The sequence below is a fragment of the Halopenitus sp. H-Gu1 genome (assembly GCF_041821145.1).
Classification (GTDB): Archaea; Halobacteriota; Halobacteria; order Halobacteriales; family Haloferacaceae; genus Halopenitus.
On the sequence record NZ_JBGUBC010000010.1, the window covers coordinates 81,070 to 95,350 of the forward strand.

The 14,281-nt window shown below is 61.4% G+C and carries 13 protein-coding genes; 8 read left to right on the top strand and 5 right to left on the bottom strand.

Going from position 1 to position 14,281, the window contains the following annotated elements:
- Positions 1 to 81 precede the first annotated feature (81 nt).
- The 7 genes from ACERIT_RS09360 (at position 82) to ACERIT_RS09390 (ending at position 7,544) form a co-directional block, all read left to right on the top strand.
- Positions 82 to 546: a high-potential iron-sulfur protein gene (locus ACERIT_RS09360; protein ID WP_373674585.1), complete on the top strand. Its 465-nt coding sequence runs from the start codon at positions 82 to 84 to the stop codon at positions 544 to 546.
- A 17-nt stretch (positions 547 to 563) separates the two neighbouring features.
- The gene (nosZ, locus tag ACERIT_RS09365; protein WP_373674586.1) at positions 564 to 2,600 is read left to right on the top strand and encodes a TAT-dependent nitrous-oxide reductase; all 2,037 of its coding nucleotides are present in this window, start codon (positions 564 to 566) and stop codon (positions 2,598 to 2,600) included.
- Between the two features lie 87 nt (positions 2,601 to 2,687).
- Positions 2,688 to 3,479: a hypothetical protein gene (locus tag ACERIT_RS09370; RefSeq protein ID WP_373674587.1), complete on the top strand. Its 792-nt coding sequence runs from the start codon at positions 2,688 to 2,690 to the stop codon at positions 3,477 to 3,479.
- A complete protein-coding gene (nosD, locus tag ACERIT_RS09375; protein ID WP_373674588.1) occupies positions 3,476 to 4,849 on the top strand; it encodes a nitrous oxide reductase family maturation protein NosD in 1,374 nt (457 codons plus the stop codon). Before ACERIT_RS09370 ends, nosD begins: the two co-directional genes overlap by 4 nt.
- Positions 4,842 to 5,816 carry an ATP-binding cassette domain-containing protein gene (locus ACERIT_RS09380; RefSeq protein ID WP_373674589.1) on the top strand — a complete coding sequence of 325 codons (975 nt, stop codon included), beginning with the start codon at positions 4,842 to 4,844 and terminating at the stop codon, positions 5,814 to 5,816. The genes nosD and ACERIT_RS09380 overlap by 8 nt, the downstream gene beginning before the upstream one ends.
- On the top strand, positions 5,816 to 6,700 hold the full coding sequence (locus tag ACERIT_RS09385; RefSeq protein ID WP_373674590.1) for an ABC transporter permease: 885 nt from the start codon (positions 5,816 to 5,818) through the stop codon (positions 6,698 to 6,700). The genes ACERIT_RS09380 and ACERIT_RS09385 overlap by 1 nt, the downstream gene beginning before the upstream one ends.
- A 196-nt stretch (positions 6,701 to 6,896) precedes the next feature.
- A complete protein-coding gene (locus ACERIT_RS09390) occupies positions 6,897 to 7,544 on the top strand; it encodes a nitrous oxide reductase accessory protein NosL (RefSeq protein ID WP_373674591.1) in 648 nt (215 codons plus the stop codon).
- A gap of 14 nt (positions 7,545 to 7,558) precedes the next feature.
- Here ACERIT_RS09390 and cysK read toward each other — a convergent pair whose 3' ends face one another.
- The 3 genes from cysK to ACERIT_RS09405 form a co-directional block, all read right to left on the bottom strand.
- The gene (cysK, locus tag ACERIT_RS09395) at positions 7,559 to 8,500 is read right to left on the bottom strand and encodes a cysteine synthase A (protein WP_373674592.1); all 942 of its coding nucleotides are present in this window, start codon (positions 8,498 to 8,500) and stop codon (positions 7,559 to 7,561) included.
- A 104-nt stretch (positions 8,501 to 8,604) separates the two neighbouring features.
- Positions 8,605 to 8,973: a DUF5615 family PIN-like protein gene (locus ACERIT_RS09400; protein WP_373674593.1), complete on the bottom strand. Its 369-nt coding sequence runs from the start codon at positions 8,971 to 8,973 to the stop codon at positions 8,605 to 8,607.
- Positions 8,970 to 9,245, bottom strand: a complete 276-nt coding sequence (locus tag ACERIT_RS09405) for a DUF433 domain-containing protein (protein WP_373674594.1) — start codon at positions 9,243 to 9,245, stop codon at positions 8,970 to 8,972. Before ACERIT_RS09405 ends, ACERIT_RS09400 begins: the two co-directional genes overlap by 4 nt.
- Positions 9,246 to 9,368: 123 nt before the next feature.
- Here ACERIT_RS09405 and ACERIT_RS09410 point away from each other — a divergent pair, with 123 nt between their 5' ends.
- On the top strand, positions 9,369 to 10,934 hold the full coding sequence (locus tag ACERIT_RS09410; RefSeq protein WP_373674595.1) for an ABC1 kinase family protein: 1,566 nt from the start codon (positions 9,369 to 9,371) through the stop codon (positions 10,932 to 10,934).
- Positions 10,935 to 11,067: 133 nt separating this feature from the next.
- On the opposite strand, the gene ACERIT_RS09415 is transcribed toward ACERIT_RS09410, so the two are convergent.
- Together ACERIT_RS09415 and ACERIT_RS09420 are read right to left on the bottom strand one after the other, a co-directional pair.
- Entirely contained in the window at positions 11,068 to 11,772 is a 705-nt protein-coding gene (locus tag ACERIT_RS09415; RefSeq protein WP_373674596.1) for a TrkA C-terminal domain-containing protein, read from the bottom strand.
- A 6-nt stretch (positions 11,773 to 11,778) separates the two neighbouring features.
- The gene (locus ACERIT_RS09420; RefSeq protein WP_373674597.1) at positions 11,779 to 14,280 is read right to left on the bottom strand and encodes an RND family transporter; all 2,502 of its coding nucleotides are present in this window, start codon (positions 14,278 to 14,280) and stop codon (positions 11,779 to 11,781) included.
- Between the last annotated feature and the right edge of the window lies 1 nt (position 14,281).

Consider the following 14,281-nt stretch of genomic DNA (forward strand, 5'->3'; position numbering starts at 1 on the left):
TCATTTATCACTGGCTAGGGGGTATTACTACCCGTGACACGAGGGGCATCGAGTCATACCGAACCTACCGAAGACCATACCATGAGAGATCCCTACGACAGACGAACGATACTGAAGACGATCGGTGCGGGAAGTATTACGCCGGCGATCGCGGGTTGTACGTCGGACGGTAACGGCGACGGCAACGGCGACGGCGAGGAGACACCGACGCCAACGCCGGAGGACACGAACGGAGAGCCGGATCACGAAGTCCCACACCCCAATAACGACGAGCTTTCCGACGCCGAGGCGACCGGGGAGCCGCTCGCCGGTGGCGAGCGACAACCGGGGAACCAGTCCGAGCCGGACAACGCGAGCGTGATGCTCCAGCACACGCCGAGCGACGGCCAGAGTTGTGGATCGTGTGCCCTGTACGTCCCGGATCAGAACGACGATGGATTCGGTGCGTGTTCCTCCGTCGCGGGCAAGATCCACCCCTGTGACTGGTGTCTCCTCTATTCGGAATACAGCGGGGACGACTGGGAAAATCCGTGCGAGACGGTGTGACCGGGACCAATACGATCATGACTAATAATGAAACCGAGACGAATGAGATGTCCATCCCGAAATCGGCTGAGAAGCTGATGCGGGAACATGAAGAACAGCTCGATGAACTGATCGCCGACGTAGAGCCTCCCGAGGGAGACGGAGTCGACGACGACGGTGTGAGTCTGGATCTCCCCGGTCTCAAGCTCGGACGACGCGACCTGATGAAAGCGGGTGCGGCAGTCGGTGCGACTAGCGCATTGGCCGGGTGTACGTTCGGCGGCTTTGAGAACGGGAACGGTAACGGCGGAAACGGTGAGGCCACGACTGACCACGCCGTCCCACCGGGTGAGCACGACGAGTACTACGGCTTCTGGAGCGGCGGCCACTCCGGAGAAGTGCGCGTCGTCGGGATCCCGTCGATGCGAGAGCTCCGGCGTATCCCCGTCTTCCAGAAGGACGGCGCGCTCGGATATGGACACGACGAGCAGACGAAAGACATCCTCAGAGAGGGAGGCGATGTGGGCTCCCTTGCCGGTCACGAGTGGGGCGACACCCACCACCCGATACTCTCGGAGTCAGGGGGCGACTACGACGGTGAGTACCTCTGGATCAACGACAAAGTGTCGGGGCGACTGGCGCGGATCAACCTGAAGTACTTCGAGACGGACGCCATCACGGACATCCCGAACATGCAGGCGTGTCACGGCTGCTCCGTCCAGAGCCCGGACACGAACTACGTCTACGGCATCGGCGAGTTCCGTGTGCCCGTTCCCAACGACGGCACGACCGACCCGGACGACGCCGACGAGTACTGGTCGGTCTTTGCGGCGCTTGATCCCGACTCGATGGAGGTCGCCTGGGAAATTCGGGTCTCCGGCAACCTCGACAACGCTGATAGCGGGAAGGAAGGTCGGTGGGCGTTCGCGACCGGCTACAACAAAGAGGAGGCCTTCGAGATCGACGGGATGACTCGTGACGATCGTGATTATCTGAAAGCCTTCGACATCGAGGCCATCGAGGCGGCCATCGACGCCGGCGAGGCAGAGGACGTCAACGGCGTCCCCGTTCTCGACGGACGGCGGGACTCGCCGCTCGTCAGCGGGAGCGATCCGATCGTTCACTACATCCCGACCCCCAAAGGCCCTCACGGCTGTGACGTCGAACCGACTGGGACGTACGTCACGGCGAGCGGGAAGCTCTCGCCGACCGTGACCATGGTGGAGATCGACCGAATCACGGACGTCGACGACCCCGAAGACGCTATCGTCGGCCAACCCCGAGTCGGAATGGGCCCCCTTCACACGACCTGGGACGGCCGTGGACACGGGTATACGACCCTGTTCATCGATTCGGCGATCGCGAAGTGGGACGTCGAACAGGCCGTCGAGGCGGAGAAAGGCTCCGATGAGCCGGTTGTCGGGACGATCGATGTCCACTACAACCCGGGTCACGTGCAGGCCGTCGAGGGCGAGACGACGGATCCCGCCGGCGACTGGCTCGTGACGCTCAACAAGCTCTCGAAGGATCGTTTCCTCTCGGTCGGGCCGATACATCCGGATAACGACCAGCTCATCGCCATCGGCGAGGACGCCGAAGACGAGACGGGCGGCATGGAGCTGATCGCCGACCATCCGGTCCATCCCGAACCGCACGACTGCGTGTTCGCCAGCCGCGACAAGATCAACCCGAACAACGTGTGGGACCGTGAGGATTACGAGGGTGAAAAGGAGTACGTCAACGAGGACGACTCCCGGATTGAGCGGACGGGCGATAGATCGGTCGATGTGTACACGTCGGTCAAGCGAAGCGAGTTCGGACTCCGTGACTTCACGGTGAAAGAGGGCGACGAGGTGACGATCACCGTCACCAACATCGAGAGCAGCCGGGACATCATCCACGGACTCGCCATCCCGCGATACGCGATCAACCTCTCGATCGCGCCCCAGGACACCCGGGAAGTGACGTTCTCCGCCGACGAGCCCGGAATCTACTGGATCTACTGTACGTACTTCTGCAGCGCGCTCCACCTCGAGATGCGCTCGCGGATGATCGTGGAGCCCCGAGAGGACTAACCAACGCAGCCACCGCGGACACTCCCATGACACACCAAACAGATCATCTCCCGGGACATCGTGGATCCCTCAAGCGTGGTGACTAGCATGCAGTGGCCAAGCCTCGATGAGTTCCGGGAGCTTCGACGCTCACTTCCGGTCGTCGCGGCGGTGCTATTCGTCGCGGCGCTCGCGTTTCCGATGTGGGTCATTTACGTCCAAGCACCGCAGTACCCCGGAGAAGTGCTGACGCTGAAACTCTACGCGTATCCGCGGCTCACTGGCGACTACTGGGAGATGGCGGAGCTGAACCAGTACGTCGGCTTCTACTATCCGGATCCCGTGTACTGGGAGCCGAACTTCCGGGTCCACGACCGAGCGATCAACGTGCCCGAGTGGTCGTTCGGGTGGTTGGCGTTCGTTCTGGTGTCGGCACTTAGCCTGTTCGTCGCCCTCGCACCGTCAGTCGAGAAGCTGAAACGTGGTCTGAAATGGCAGCTCATCGGCACCGTCACGGTGTTTACGGTGATGCTGATAGACATCCAGTACCGCCTCTATCAGGCGGGTCACTCGCTTGACCCAGACGCACCACTGATGGGCGTCGAGGCATTTACGCCGCCCATCTGGGGCAAATACGAAGTCGCCAACATCACGAGCCACTCCCGGTTCGGGTCCGGAGTCTATCTGGTCCTGATCGCGATCGGACTCCTCGTCGTGGCGTACTACTACCGCGATTCGACGGTAACGTACCAGGAGTTCGAAGCCCGTGTTCGGGCACGAATCGCTACTGTGATCGGGTCCGATACTGAAACCGCCGGGTCTGAGACGGAAACCGTCGGGTCCGATACCGAAACCGAATCGAACGTTCGAGACGAGGAGGCTACTCCTTCGCAGCGATGAATGATCCTCTTGAGCGCGGTTTCGCGGTCGTGGCAGCGGTGATGCTTGTCCTGTCCGTCGTGGGCGTCGTCGTCCCACCGACGGAGGCAGAAAGCGGGGATGAACTGGAGTTTGATACTGGGGTCCCGGACGAATACTCCTTTAGGGCACCGACCCAGGACGGAACCGCCGAGGTTGACGGTCGGACGTTCGATTCGGTACAGGCCGCCGTCTCGGCGGCCGAGTCGGGCGAGACGGTCGTCCTCCGGGGGCGACTGGACGGGCCAGTCGTCGTCAACGAATCGAACGTGACGCTGACAAGCGCACCCGGAACGCTCGCGCTCGTCGAGGGCGACGGCGAGGGTAACGTATTGACGATCAACGGTCAAAACGTCACGCTCGATCGTGTGTGGGTGAAAAACTCCGGCTACGACACCGCCGAGAACGACGCCGGAATCTGGGTCAACGGAACGAACACCCGAGTCGTCGATAGCCGCGTGACCGACATGACGTTCGGCGTCTGGATCGACGGCGTCGACGACGTCCGCCTCAAGAACAACACGATCGTCGGACGGGAGTCGATCTATCCCTTCTCGAATCGAGGGAACGGTATCCAGATATGGAAAAGCGACGGGTCCGTCATCGCGAACAACCGTATTACCGACGTCAGGGACGGCATCTACTACTCGTGGGCCTCGAACGTACTTGCCCACGGGAACACGATGTGGGATCTCCGATACGGCGTCCATTACATGTACTCCGACGACAACACCCTCCGGAACAATCTGGCGTTCGACAACGACGTCGGGTACGCGCTGATGGTCTCCGAGGAACTGACGATCATCAACAACACGGCCATCGACAACACCGGCCGGAGCGGGCACGGTATCCTCGTCAAAAGCATCGACCGGACGGAGATTCGGAACAATACGCTGGTCAGGAACGATAAGGGGTTATACGTCTACAACTCGCTGGATAACGTCATTACGAGAAACCTCGTGCTCGAAAACGGCATCGGCGTTCACCTGACTGCGGGGAGCGTCCGGGAGGAGGTCCACCACAACAGCTTCATTGCGAACGACGAGCCGGTCCGTGCCGTCATCGGCGAGCAGGTAGCCTGGAACGCGAGCGGCGAGGGCAACTACTGGTCGGGGACGAAGCCGGCTGACGTCGACGGAGACGGTATCAGCGACGTCCGGTATCAACCGGCAGGCGTGGTCGAACGACTCGCTGCTCGCAACCCCAATGCCCGTCTGTACACGGATAGCCCGGCGTTCGCCGTCATCCGGCTCGCGGAGAGTTCGGTGCCGATCATCGAGACTCCCGGCGTCGTCGACCACCATCCGTTGACGACTCCCCCACACGAAGATTGGAGGCAATATTATGAATGAGATCACGATCGAAGACGTGACGAAAACGTACGGCGACGTGACGTCCCTTGACGACGTGTCGCTGAGTATCCCGTCGGGCTCGACGTTCGGTCTCCTCGGAACCAACGGTGCCGGAAAGACGACCCTGTTTCGACTGCTCATCGGTCACGAGTATCCGGACACGGGAACGCTCGAAATCGCGGGACTCTCTCCCGACGAGGGTGCCTCGATCAGACAACGGGTCGGCTACCTCCCCGAGAACGCGGGCTTTCCCGCTTCGTTCACGGGTCGGGAAGTCCTCTCGTTCCACGCTGACGTGCGCGGCGTTCCACCGGTGTCGAAGGCCGACAGTATTGCCGACGTGCTCGATACGGTCGGCCTCTCGGACGCGGCGGATCGTCGTGTCGGCGGCTACTCGAACGGAATGAATCGTCGACTCAGCCTGGCGACGGTTCTGATCGCCGAACCGAGCGTGCTGTTGCTGGATGAACCGTTCTCCGGGTTGGATCCGATCGGCGTGGACGCGCTTAATTCGGTGATCGACCGGCTCGCAACGGAGACGTCGATGACCATCGTACTCACCTCCCACACCCTGGTCGAAGCCGAACGGATCTGTGATCGGATCGCCATCCTCGATGACGGACGCGTCCAACTGTCAGGCTCGACCGATGAGCTCCGCCAGTCCGTGGGAGACACCGTGACCGTCCAGTTCCGGACCGTGGACGGGGAAGCGTTGTCCCGGGTGACTGACAAGCTTCGGAATGCCGAGATGGTTCGGACCGTCGAACGACCCACCGAGGAGCGACTCCGCGTTCGCTGTGCCCGCGACGACGTCTTCGACGTGATATCCGTCGTCCATGAAAGCGTCACCGTAGATGGATTCGAGGTCCACGAACCGAATCTGGACGACGTGTTCCACAACGCCGTCAGGCCGGACACGGAGACGTCCTCACGAGCAGCGGCTCCCCTTCAGGACGGTGGTGGGTAATGGCGTCCCGTTTTCGCAGCGAGCCCACCTCCGAGCATGCGGCTGTCGAGACGGTCAGCGACGACGAACTGGGTTCGATTCCGGGATATCGAGCCGTGATCCGGATCGCGATCCGGGAGTATCGCATCGCCATCCGGGGCCGGTGGGCGATCGGACTCACGGCCCTGTTTGCCATCTTTTCGGTCACCGTCGTCGGGTTCGGTACCTCGGAGGTCGGTCCGAGCCAGTACGCTGCCGTCGTCGCTAGCCTCGTGGAACTCGGCGTCTATCTCGTTCCCCTCGCCGCGTTGACCGTCGGATACGACACCGTGGTGGGAGCACGAGAGGCGGGCTCTCTCGACATGTTGTTCACGCTTCCCGTCTCACAGGCCCAGGTCATCTTCGGAAAGTATCTCGGTCGGCTCGCCGTCCTCGGGGGGGCGATGGGTATCGGGCTGGGAGTCGGCGGCGTGGCGGCAACGCTCATCGGCGGCATCGGTGGGCTCGAACAGTACGCGCTGTTCGTGATCGTGTCGGTCGCCACGGCCGGCGTCTTCCTCGGCGTGAGCGTCCTCCTCTCGACGCTCGCTCGCGAAAAGACACAGGCACTCGGGGCCGCCCTCGTCGCCTGGCTGTGGTTCGTCCTTCTGCATGACCTGGTGGCTATCGGTCTCATTGCAGGGACGGAGCTTCCCGACGCCGCGTTAACCGTGATGGCGCTGACGAATCCCGCAGACGTGTATCGCCTCCTGGTCTTGAGTCAGTTGGAGACGACCACCGGGGGCTTCGCGGCGGTTCTCGCGAAGGCGAGCCTGTCGGTCCCGTTGTTGGTCGTCGCACTGATCGTCTGGCTTCTCGCCCCGATAGTCGTGGCGACCGTCGGAATACGCCACCAACCCCCGTGATCGAAGGATGCTGTCTCAGTTGCACACGTCCGTGCGGACACCGGATCTCGTGTTCCTGCTTGGGGCCGGGACTGACGCCGATTGGAGAGACAATCTACGAACACCGCTGACTGAGAGACGCGACCCACGAACACCGCTGACTGAGGAATGCCATCCACGAACACCACTGACTGAGAGATACAATCCAGGAAGATCAATGAAACACCCACACAGACAGCGCCACCACCAGTGTCGAGCGATAGATCATGCCACGGCTTCCGAAGACGGCGCTCGTCATCGACGGCTCGGCCGTCGCGAGTTCCTGATTGCCGGAAGCGCCGTCGGGACGGGACTCCTCGCGGGATGTGCCGGCAGACAGTCGAACGGAGGCGGCCCGCCGGCTCCCGTCTCACTATCCGAAAACACGGAGTGTGACGTCTGCGGGATGGTGATCTCCGAACATCCGGGACCGAACGGCCAGATCTTCTACCGGGAACACAGTCCGGAGAATCACGACAATCCGGCTCGATTCGATTCGACGAAGGCGTGTTTGTTCCCCTACTACTTCGAACACGAGCAACTGGACTGGACGGCGGAGATCGTCTACGTCACTGATTACTCGCTCATCGACTACGACATCTCGGTCGTGGAGGGACAGCAATACATCGAGACCGCCACGAGTGCGGAGACGTTTTCGAACGCGGACGACGTCGTTTTTGTGGTCGGAAGCGACGTTCACGGTGCGATGGGGCCCGATTTCATCCCGTTCTCCGATGCGGACGATGGGACATCGTTCGCCGAGGAATACGGTGGTCGAACCGTGAGGATGGACGATATCACGCCGGAGATGCTGGGTCGAGGATAGCGACGGTCGGGGTGTCAGCCCGTTTTATAGAGATCCGTGGAGAGATAGCGCTCGCCCGGATCAGGCAACACGACACAGACGAGATCATCGGGATGTTCGGTCGCGTATTCGGCCGCGACGGCGAGTGCCCCGCCCGATGAAATGCCGACTAACAACCCTTCCGTGCGTCCGAGCTTGCGGGCTGTTGCTTTCGCATCGGACGCCTCAACCGCACGGACCTCGTCGATCAATTCGGTCCGAAGGACGGACGGGAGAAAGCCCGGACCGATACCTTGGATCTCGTGGCCGGCTGAACTCTGTTCGGAGATCGTCGGTGATTCGGCCGGTTCCACGGCAACGGCGGTGAATGCCGTCTCGTCACGGTCCTCTTTGATGTATTCGGCGACGCCGGTGATCGTTCCGCCGGTCCCCACGCCAGCGACCAGTGCGTCAAGTTCCCCGTTCGTCGCCGTCCACAGTTCCGGTCCCGTCGTCCGACGGTGGGCCGCCGGATTCGCCTCGTTTTCGAACTGGCGGGCCATGATCGCGTTCTCCTGCTCGGCGACGATCTCCTCGGCACGCCGGTTGGCACCCGCCATGCCCTCCTCGGCAGGTGTGAGTTCCAACTCCGCGCCAAGCGCGCGTAGCATCGCCCGACGTTCCTCGGACATGGAGGTCGGCATCGTGAGTAGGCAGTCGTAGTCCCGGGCGGCACAGACGGCCGCCAGGCCGATGCCCGTATTGCCGCTCGTGGATTCGACGACCGTCCCGTCCGGTTTCAAATCCCCCTCCCGCTCGGCCACGTCGATGATCTCACGAGCAATCCGATCCTTGACCGAGTAGGGGTTTTGTCCCTCGACCTTTCCGAGCAGATTGTCGGCAAAAGCGTCCAGACGGAGCAGCGGTGTCTCCCCGATCAGCTCACCGATCGACGATGCGACGTCCATTTCCGAACCGATCGTCTCGGAGCGTGCCATCACGAATGATACACGCAATCCCCACAAAAATCGAATACTCGAATCCCAGCGACTGAGAACGGGTCTCGGGTCGGATCTCTCTGCTGGTTCGAACCGATCGGATTTCACTCATGGAGCCATTCGTACCACTCACCGAGATCGACGAGTTGATTTTCGATTCCGTCGATCCCGTACTGATTGAAAACCTCGTCAACGGTTCGAGCCAGTCCTTCCGGGTCAGTGTCCGGTAGTTGCTGATCGTAGTAGAGGAGGAGCCCCGCGTGGTTGTACTCGTGGTGCAGTGGCTCGAAATCCTTTGCGTTGTTCGTCAAAAGGACGATCCCATACTCACCACACCACTCTGTCAGTTCGTCGTCACTCGTGTGTTCACCGAACCGATCTTTAGCCTGTTCAACGTCGTGTCCACGCTCTCGAAGAAGTCGTTCGAAGATCCGGCCGACGTGTTCGTCAAGCAGGATCTGAGCACCCGTCACTGAACGGTCTCTTTAGGTTTGAGTGCCGACTCTTGCACTCGTTCGAATGCTGCTTCGTTCTCCGCTTCGAGCTTGCGCAGTTCGTCAATGTGGGCGTAGTAGTATGAGAGGGATTCGTACACGTCTGCAAGAGACACATCCAGTTGATCTGCGACGTGAGCGGGGGATTGTCCGCTGTCAATCACCCGTGCGGCCACGTGGCGAACGCCGATACGCGTTCCGTCGATTCGCGGCTCGCCACCGAGCACATCTTCGTCACGGGTGATACTCATATGATTTGATAGACACTCTCGCCGGTTATATCTTTCTGGCGGTTGATCTTGTCACTACATGACACGTGTACGAAACCGAGGCATGAACCGCCTCACACCGATCGACCCCGTTTCCCACCCCCGATGAGTGGATTCTATCGCCGATATCTTCTGGTCCTCTTTCAATTTCTCCCCTTCGCGGTGGAGTTCCTTCGCGACAGACGCCGATTCCTGCTGTTCGGGTCCGGCAGATCGATCGACGAGAAGACCCACCGACGGCGGGCTGAGCGAATGCGGGACACGATGTTGGAACTCGGCCCGGCGTTCATCAAGGTCGGGCAGGTTCTGTCGACGCGTCCCGACATCCTCCCGTTGACCTACACCGACGTGTTCGGGACGCTCCAGGATGAGATCCCCGAGGAGACGGGCGGCGACCCACAGACCGTCCTCAGGGAGGAACTCGGCGACGAACTGGATCTCTCGACGCTGGAACCGATCGCCGGAGGGTCGCTCGCGTTCGTGTACGCGGTTACCCACGACGATGATCGGATCGCGGTGAAGGTGCGGCGTCCGGGCGTGAAATCCCAGATCGAACTCGACCTCCGAGTCATCCGGCGATTGATCCCCCTGATAAGCGTCTTCGTCGACGAGCGCAATCAGTACTCGATCGAGAACGCGGCGGACGACTTCGAGGAGATCATTTTCGACGAGATCGATTTCGACCGGGAACGGCAGATCATGGTCGAAATCGGGACGAACTTCGCCGACGACGATCGGGTCGTCATCCCGGACGTCTACGAGGACCTCTCCTCGGAGCGCGTGCTGGCGATGGAGTACCTGACTGGTCGGAAGGTCACTGCCGACGACGCCTTTGACCACGTCGACGTCGACCGGGAGGAGATGGCCACGCGGATCACGAAGGTGTTTCTACGGATGGGCCTCGTCGACGGGGTCTTTCACGCCGACCCGCATCCGGGCAACCTCTCCGTCACGGATGCGGGGCGTCTGCTGATCTTTGATTTTGGAATGAGCGATCGACTCTCACCCACCGATCAGGAGAACATCATCGGACTCTATCGCGCGCTCGTCCGGCGCGACGTCGATGCACTCGTGGACGCCCTGATCACGCTCGACGTTCTCGACCCGGGTGTTAATCGAGCCGAGGTCGGACGCGTCCTCGAACTCGTCGTCGAGAACCTCGAGGGACGTTCGGAGATCACCTGGCGAATGATAATCACCGAATTGACGACGATGCTCCGGGACTTTCCGTTCCGTATCCCGCCGGACGTGATGTTGCTCATTCGGGTCGGCACCGTCGGTGAAGGCGTCTGTCGCCAACTCGATCCCGAGTTCGACTTTCTCGCAGTCGTTCGGTCGTTCCTCGTCGAACAGGGTCTCATCGAAAGCGAACTCGAAACGATCATCGAGGAGACGTGGAGGGACGCTCGACGGTCGATACCCGCATTGGCACGTATTCCGGCCCGATTCGATCGAACGTTGGATCGGATGGAACGCGGCAAACTCGTCGTCCAAACCGAGGGCGCCGACGCCTCCGGCCTCGGCGATCCGGCCCTCGGGTATGCGATACTCGCCGGCGCGCTCACCGTCGCTGCGGCGGTTTTCACGCTCCATGAACGACCGTACGAGGTTCCCGCCCTGCTCCTGGCAGGGGTCTTTCTCACCGGCTACCTCGTTCGGCGGTTCCAGTAGGACAGCAGATCCACCACGGCGACGATCGATCGTGTCGGTGACGGTTGATCGCGTCGGCGATGGTTGATCGCGTCGGCGACGGTTGATCGCGTCGGCGATGTTCCTCATGTCGGCGTCGCTCAATCGTCTCCGTCTAGGGAGCGTTCGGGTCGTCACGTTCGGGTTCGGACAGTTCCTTCAAGCGGCGTTTTTGTCCATACACCAGTAATGTCTCACCTGGACGAAGGATCTCGTCACCGTTCGGGACACTCACGTACGATCCGTCCGCACGAACGATACCCAGCGCCAGAACGGAATCAGAATCCGGGGTTGCCTTTCGAAGCGGTTCGTTCGCGAGACGGTGATCCTCTCCGACGTATATTTCGGCAACTCCGTATCCCTCACGACGCTGCAGGAGTTGTCGAGACCCTCCCACAGCGAGTGACGTCGTCCGATCGAGTCCCCACGTTATCAGTGGGGTAATGAGACGGTCGAACCACCGACTCCGGGCGAACAACAGAATGGTCCCGCTCCCGATGACTAGGTAGATGAATCGTCGTGCCTCACCTCCCTCCCCTCCCATAAACGACAGGATCAACGTCACGATACCGGTGATGATGCCGACGTTTCCGGCCAAGATCAAGACCATGACGATTCGACGGCGTCCCGGTGTCGAGATCGCATCTTCGGCTTCGCGAGTGGTGAATCCCACACCGGTGAACGCGGAGACCGCCTGAAAGGTGGCAATTTCTGCTGACAGCCCCGTCATCGTTAGTGCCCTTGTTCCGGTTCGAATGACGATGACCGAAAACGCGAGTACGACGAGGACGAATATGACTGCGTATATTCCGATCGTCATGGCGGATCAGGCGGGCGTCCCCTCTCGCCCGTCGACCGCGCTCGGTTGACCGCGGCCGGATCGTCGCGCCCAGAGCAGCAGTGCAATGGGGAGTACGATGACGGAGTTGAGAAAGGCGTAGGTCACGCTAATGGACAACAACAGGCCGAACTGCTTGAGCAGCGGCGTTATCGACAGGAAATACAACGCTCCCGCACCGCTGAGAGTCGTAAGCATGCTCCCGGCGAGCGCCCCACCGGTTCCACGGAGCGTGATGATCGCTGCACCGTGTGGATCGCCACTCGCATCGACCTCGTCGACGAATCGGTGGACGACGTGGACGGCGTAGTCGATACCGATGCCGACGGTTATCGAAAGGATGGTTGCCGTGAGCGTATTGAACGGGACGCCGATCACCCGCATCGTCCCCACGAGCAACGTCGCAGTGACAATGATCGGGAGCATCGTCACGGGAGCCAGACGCGGGTCACCAACCAGCAGATAGTAGATGAACAACAAGAACAGTCCCGCGAGGATCAGCGCCGTCCCAAGACTGGTGACTGCCGTGGCGAAGATGGTGTCGGCGACGCGCTGGAACACGACCGTTCCGCCGGTCTCGACCGCCTCGAACCGGTAGCGGTCGGCCATCTCGGCGGCATCCACGGTCGTGTCCGCTCGGGTCGCATCAGCCTCGACCGAGTAGACCACACGCGTGTTGTGGTAGTCCGCAGTGAGATACGACTCCGCCCGGTCCTCGTATGGCGAGGCGAGCAGCGCGTCGTAGACGTCGCGGAGGTTGTCGTCCGGGATGCCGTTCCCGTTCGCGTCGTTTGCCGCGACGAGACGGGCGAACTCGGGTGACTCCCGTGCGTAGGTTCGGATGACTGTGAGTATGCTCTCGGAGCGGGCGTGGTTGGTCTCGTCCGTGACGAACGAATCCGGCGGATCGTCACCGGCCCGGGCGATCGATTCGAGGGCGTCGTCGCGGTACATCGGTCCCTCGACGTACACCGTAACCGTATCCCTGTTGCTCGTCTCGAAATGGTCCTCGATGAAGTTAACGTCCCGGGTCGTCGTGTACTCACCCGGTTGCATCGGTTCCGGAAGCGAGTACAGATAAGCGGGCAACTCCTCGGGCGGGAGGAAATCCTCGTCCTCGAATGAGCTGTCAACGCCCGATCCGTGGTAACCGCTCACGGCGGCAAGCAGGAGGACGGCAACGAGGAACAGCTTCGGTGCCTGGCTCGTCACCGTCAGGTGAAGCGGCATGAGACGGCCAAGCATCGAGTCCTCGGAGCCGAGCGGTTTCGAGTTGAATGCGGGCAGCCGCGTCCCCGCCCGTGCCCGTTCGACGAGCAGTTTCGCCGCCGGGAGGAAGACGCCGAACACCAGCGCATCGAAGGTGATGCCCACCGCGGCCACCAGACCGAAGTCGCGTATCATTCCCAGGCCGCTCGTCATGTTGGCCGAGAACCCGATGACCGAGGTCCCGGTCACGAGGAAGAAGGCCACCAGCAGATGCCGCATCGCCCCGTCCATAGCGCTCCGCCTATCGGCAACTCCGTCGGCGAGTTCCTCGCGATATCGATTGATCGTGTGGACGCCGAAGTCGACGCCGATGGCGAGCAACAGCGGCGGTAACGACACCAGTAACTGCGTGAACGGGATGTTCGCCAATCCCATGAACCCGAAGGTCCAGATGAGCGCCATCGACAGCGCGAGGACGCCGAGTGCCAGATCGAACGGGTCACGATAGGCGATCGCGAGAAACAACAACAGCAGGACGACCACTGCGGGGATCGTCGCCCGGAGCGAGTCCTCGAGGATCTTCGAATTCTCGTAACTGATGATGCCGCTCCCGAAGACGCGGACGTCGCCGCCGACGGAGTCGGTAACGCGACGAGCCTCGAGTTGGATGTCGGTCAGCTGGGTCGCCTCGCCGCCGGAACCGACGTCCGAACTCTCGACGTAGACGTCGTGTTCGACCACGGCGAGCGTGGACGATGCGTAGGCCTCGCGCTGATTGAAATCGTCGCTGATGGCCAGCCCGAATGAGGGATGGCGGGACGCTCGACGAACTGCGGCGCGTCTCTCGGCATCGCTTGCCTGCTCGACGGCCCGTATCTGAGCGTCGAGGGTCGTCGCGCTGGGATCGAGTTCTCGTGCTACGAGGTTCGCAACCGAGGTACTGTCAGCGACGCGGAAATCCTCGCGATCGGAAAGGCGTTGCTGGGTTTCGAGCATTCGAAGCAACCCCTCCCGTGAGAGAACGTTCTCGTTAGTCTGGATGAGCTGTGTCGTGTCCGTGCCCTGCCCGAAGGTGAACGTAAAGTCGTCCTCCATCCGCTGGTAGGTGTCGTAGGCGGGCACGTCCTGTGCGATCTGCTCCGTCCCGGAGGACATGGTGATGTCATCCAGGCCAGTGGCGAACCCAGCAGTGATGAGCAAAAAGACGATGACCACGGTCCCCGGACGATCGACGATCCACATGTCGATCCAATCGAGGAGTCGGCCGCCGTATCCGGACATT

What these genes read in the sequence shown, in the direction of transcription:
- ACERIT_RS09360 (WP_373674585.1), top strand. Translation starts at nt 82, where the DNA reads ATGAGAGATCCCTACGACAGACGAACGATACTGAAGACGATCGGTGCG.
- nosZ (WP_373674586.1), top strand. Translation starts at nt 564, where the DNA reads ATGACTAATAATGAAACCGAGACGAATGAGATGTCCATCCCGAAATCG.
- ACERIT_RS09370 (WP_373674587.1), top strand. Translation starts at nt 2,688, where the DNA reads ATGCAGTGGCCAAGCCTCGATGAGTTCCGGGAGCTTCGACGCTCACTT.
- nosD (WP_373674588.1), top strand. Translation starts at nt 3,476, where the DNA reads ATGAATGATCCTCTTGAGCGCGGTTTCGCGGTCGTGGCAGCGGTGATG.
- ACERIT_RS09380 (WP_373674589.1), top strand. Translation starts at nt 4,842, where the DNA reads ATGAATGAGATCACGATCGAAGACGTGACGAAAACGTACGGCGACGTG.
- ACERIT_RS09385 (WP_373674590.1), top strand. Translation starts at nt 5,816, where the DNA reads ATGGCGTCCCGTTTTCGCAGCGAGCCCACCTCCGAGCATGCGGCTGTC.
- ACERIT_RS09390 (WP_373674591.1), top strand. Translation starts at nt 6,897, where the DNA reads ATGAAACACCCACACAGACAGCGCCACCACCAGTGTCGAGCGATAGAT.
- cysK (WP_373674592.1), bottom strand. Translation starts at nt 8,500, where the DNA reads ATGGCACGCTCCGAGACGATCGGTTCGGAAATGGACGTCGCATCGTCG.
- ACERIT_RS09405 (WP_373674594.1), bottom strand. Translation starts at nt 9,245, where the DNA reads ATGAGTATCACCCGTGACGAAGATGTGCTCGGTGGCGAGCCGCGAATC.
- ACERIT_RS09410 (WP_373674595.1), top strand. Translation starts at nt 9,369, where the DNA reads ATGAGTGGATTCTATCGCCGATATCTTCTGGTCCTCTTTCAATTTCTC.
- ACERIT_RS09415 (WP_373674596.1), bottom strand. Translation starts at nt 11,772, where the DNA reads ATGACGATCGGAATATACGCAGTCATATTCGTCCTCGTCGTACTCGCG.
- ACERIT_RS09420 (WP_373674597.1), bottom strand. Translation starts at nt 14,280, where the DNA reads ATGTCCGGATACGGCGGCCGACTCCTCGATTGGATCGACATGTGGATC.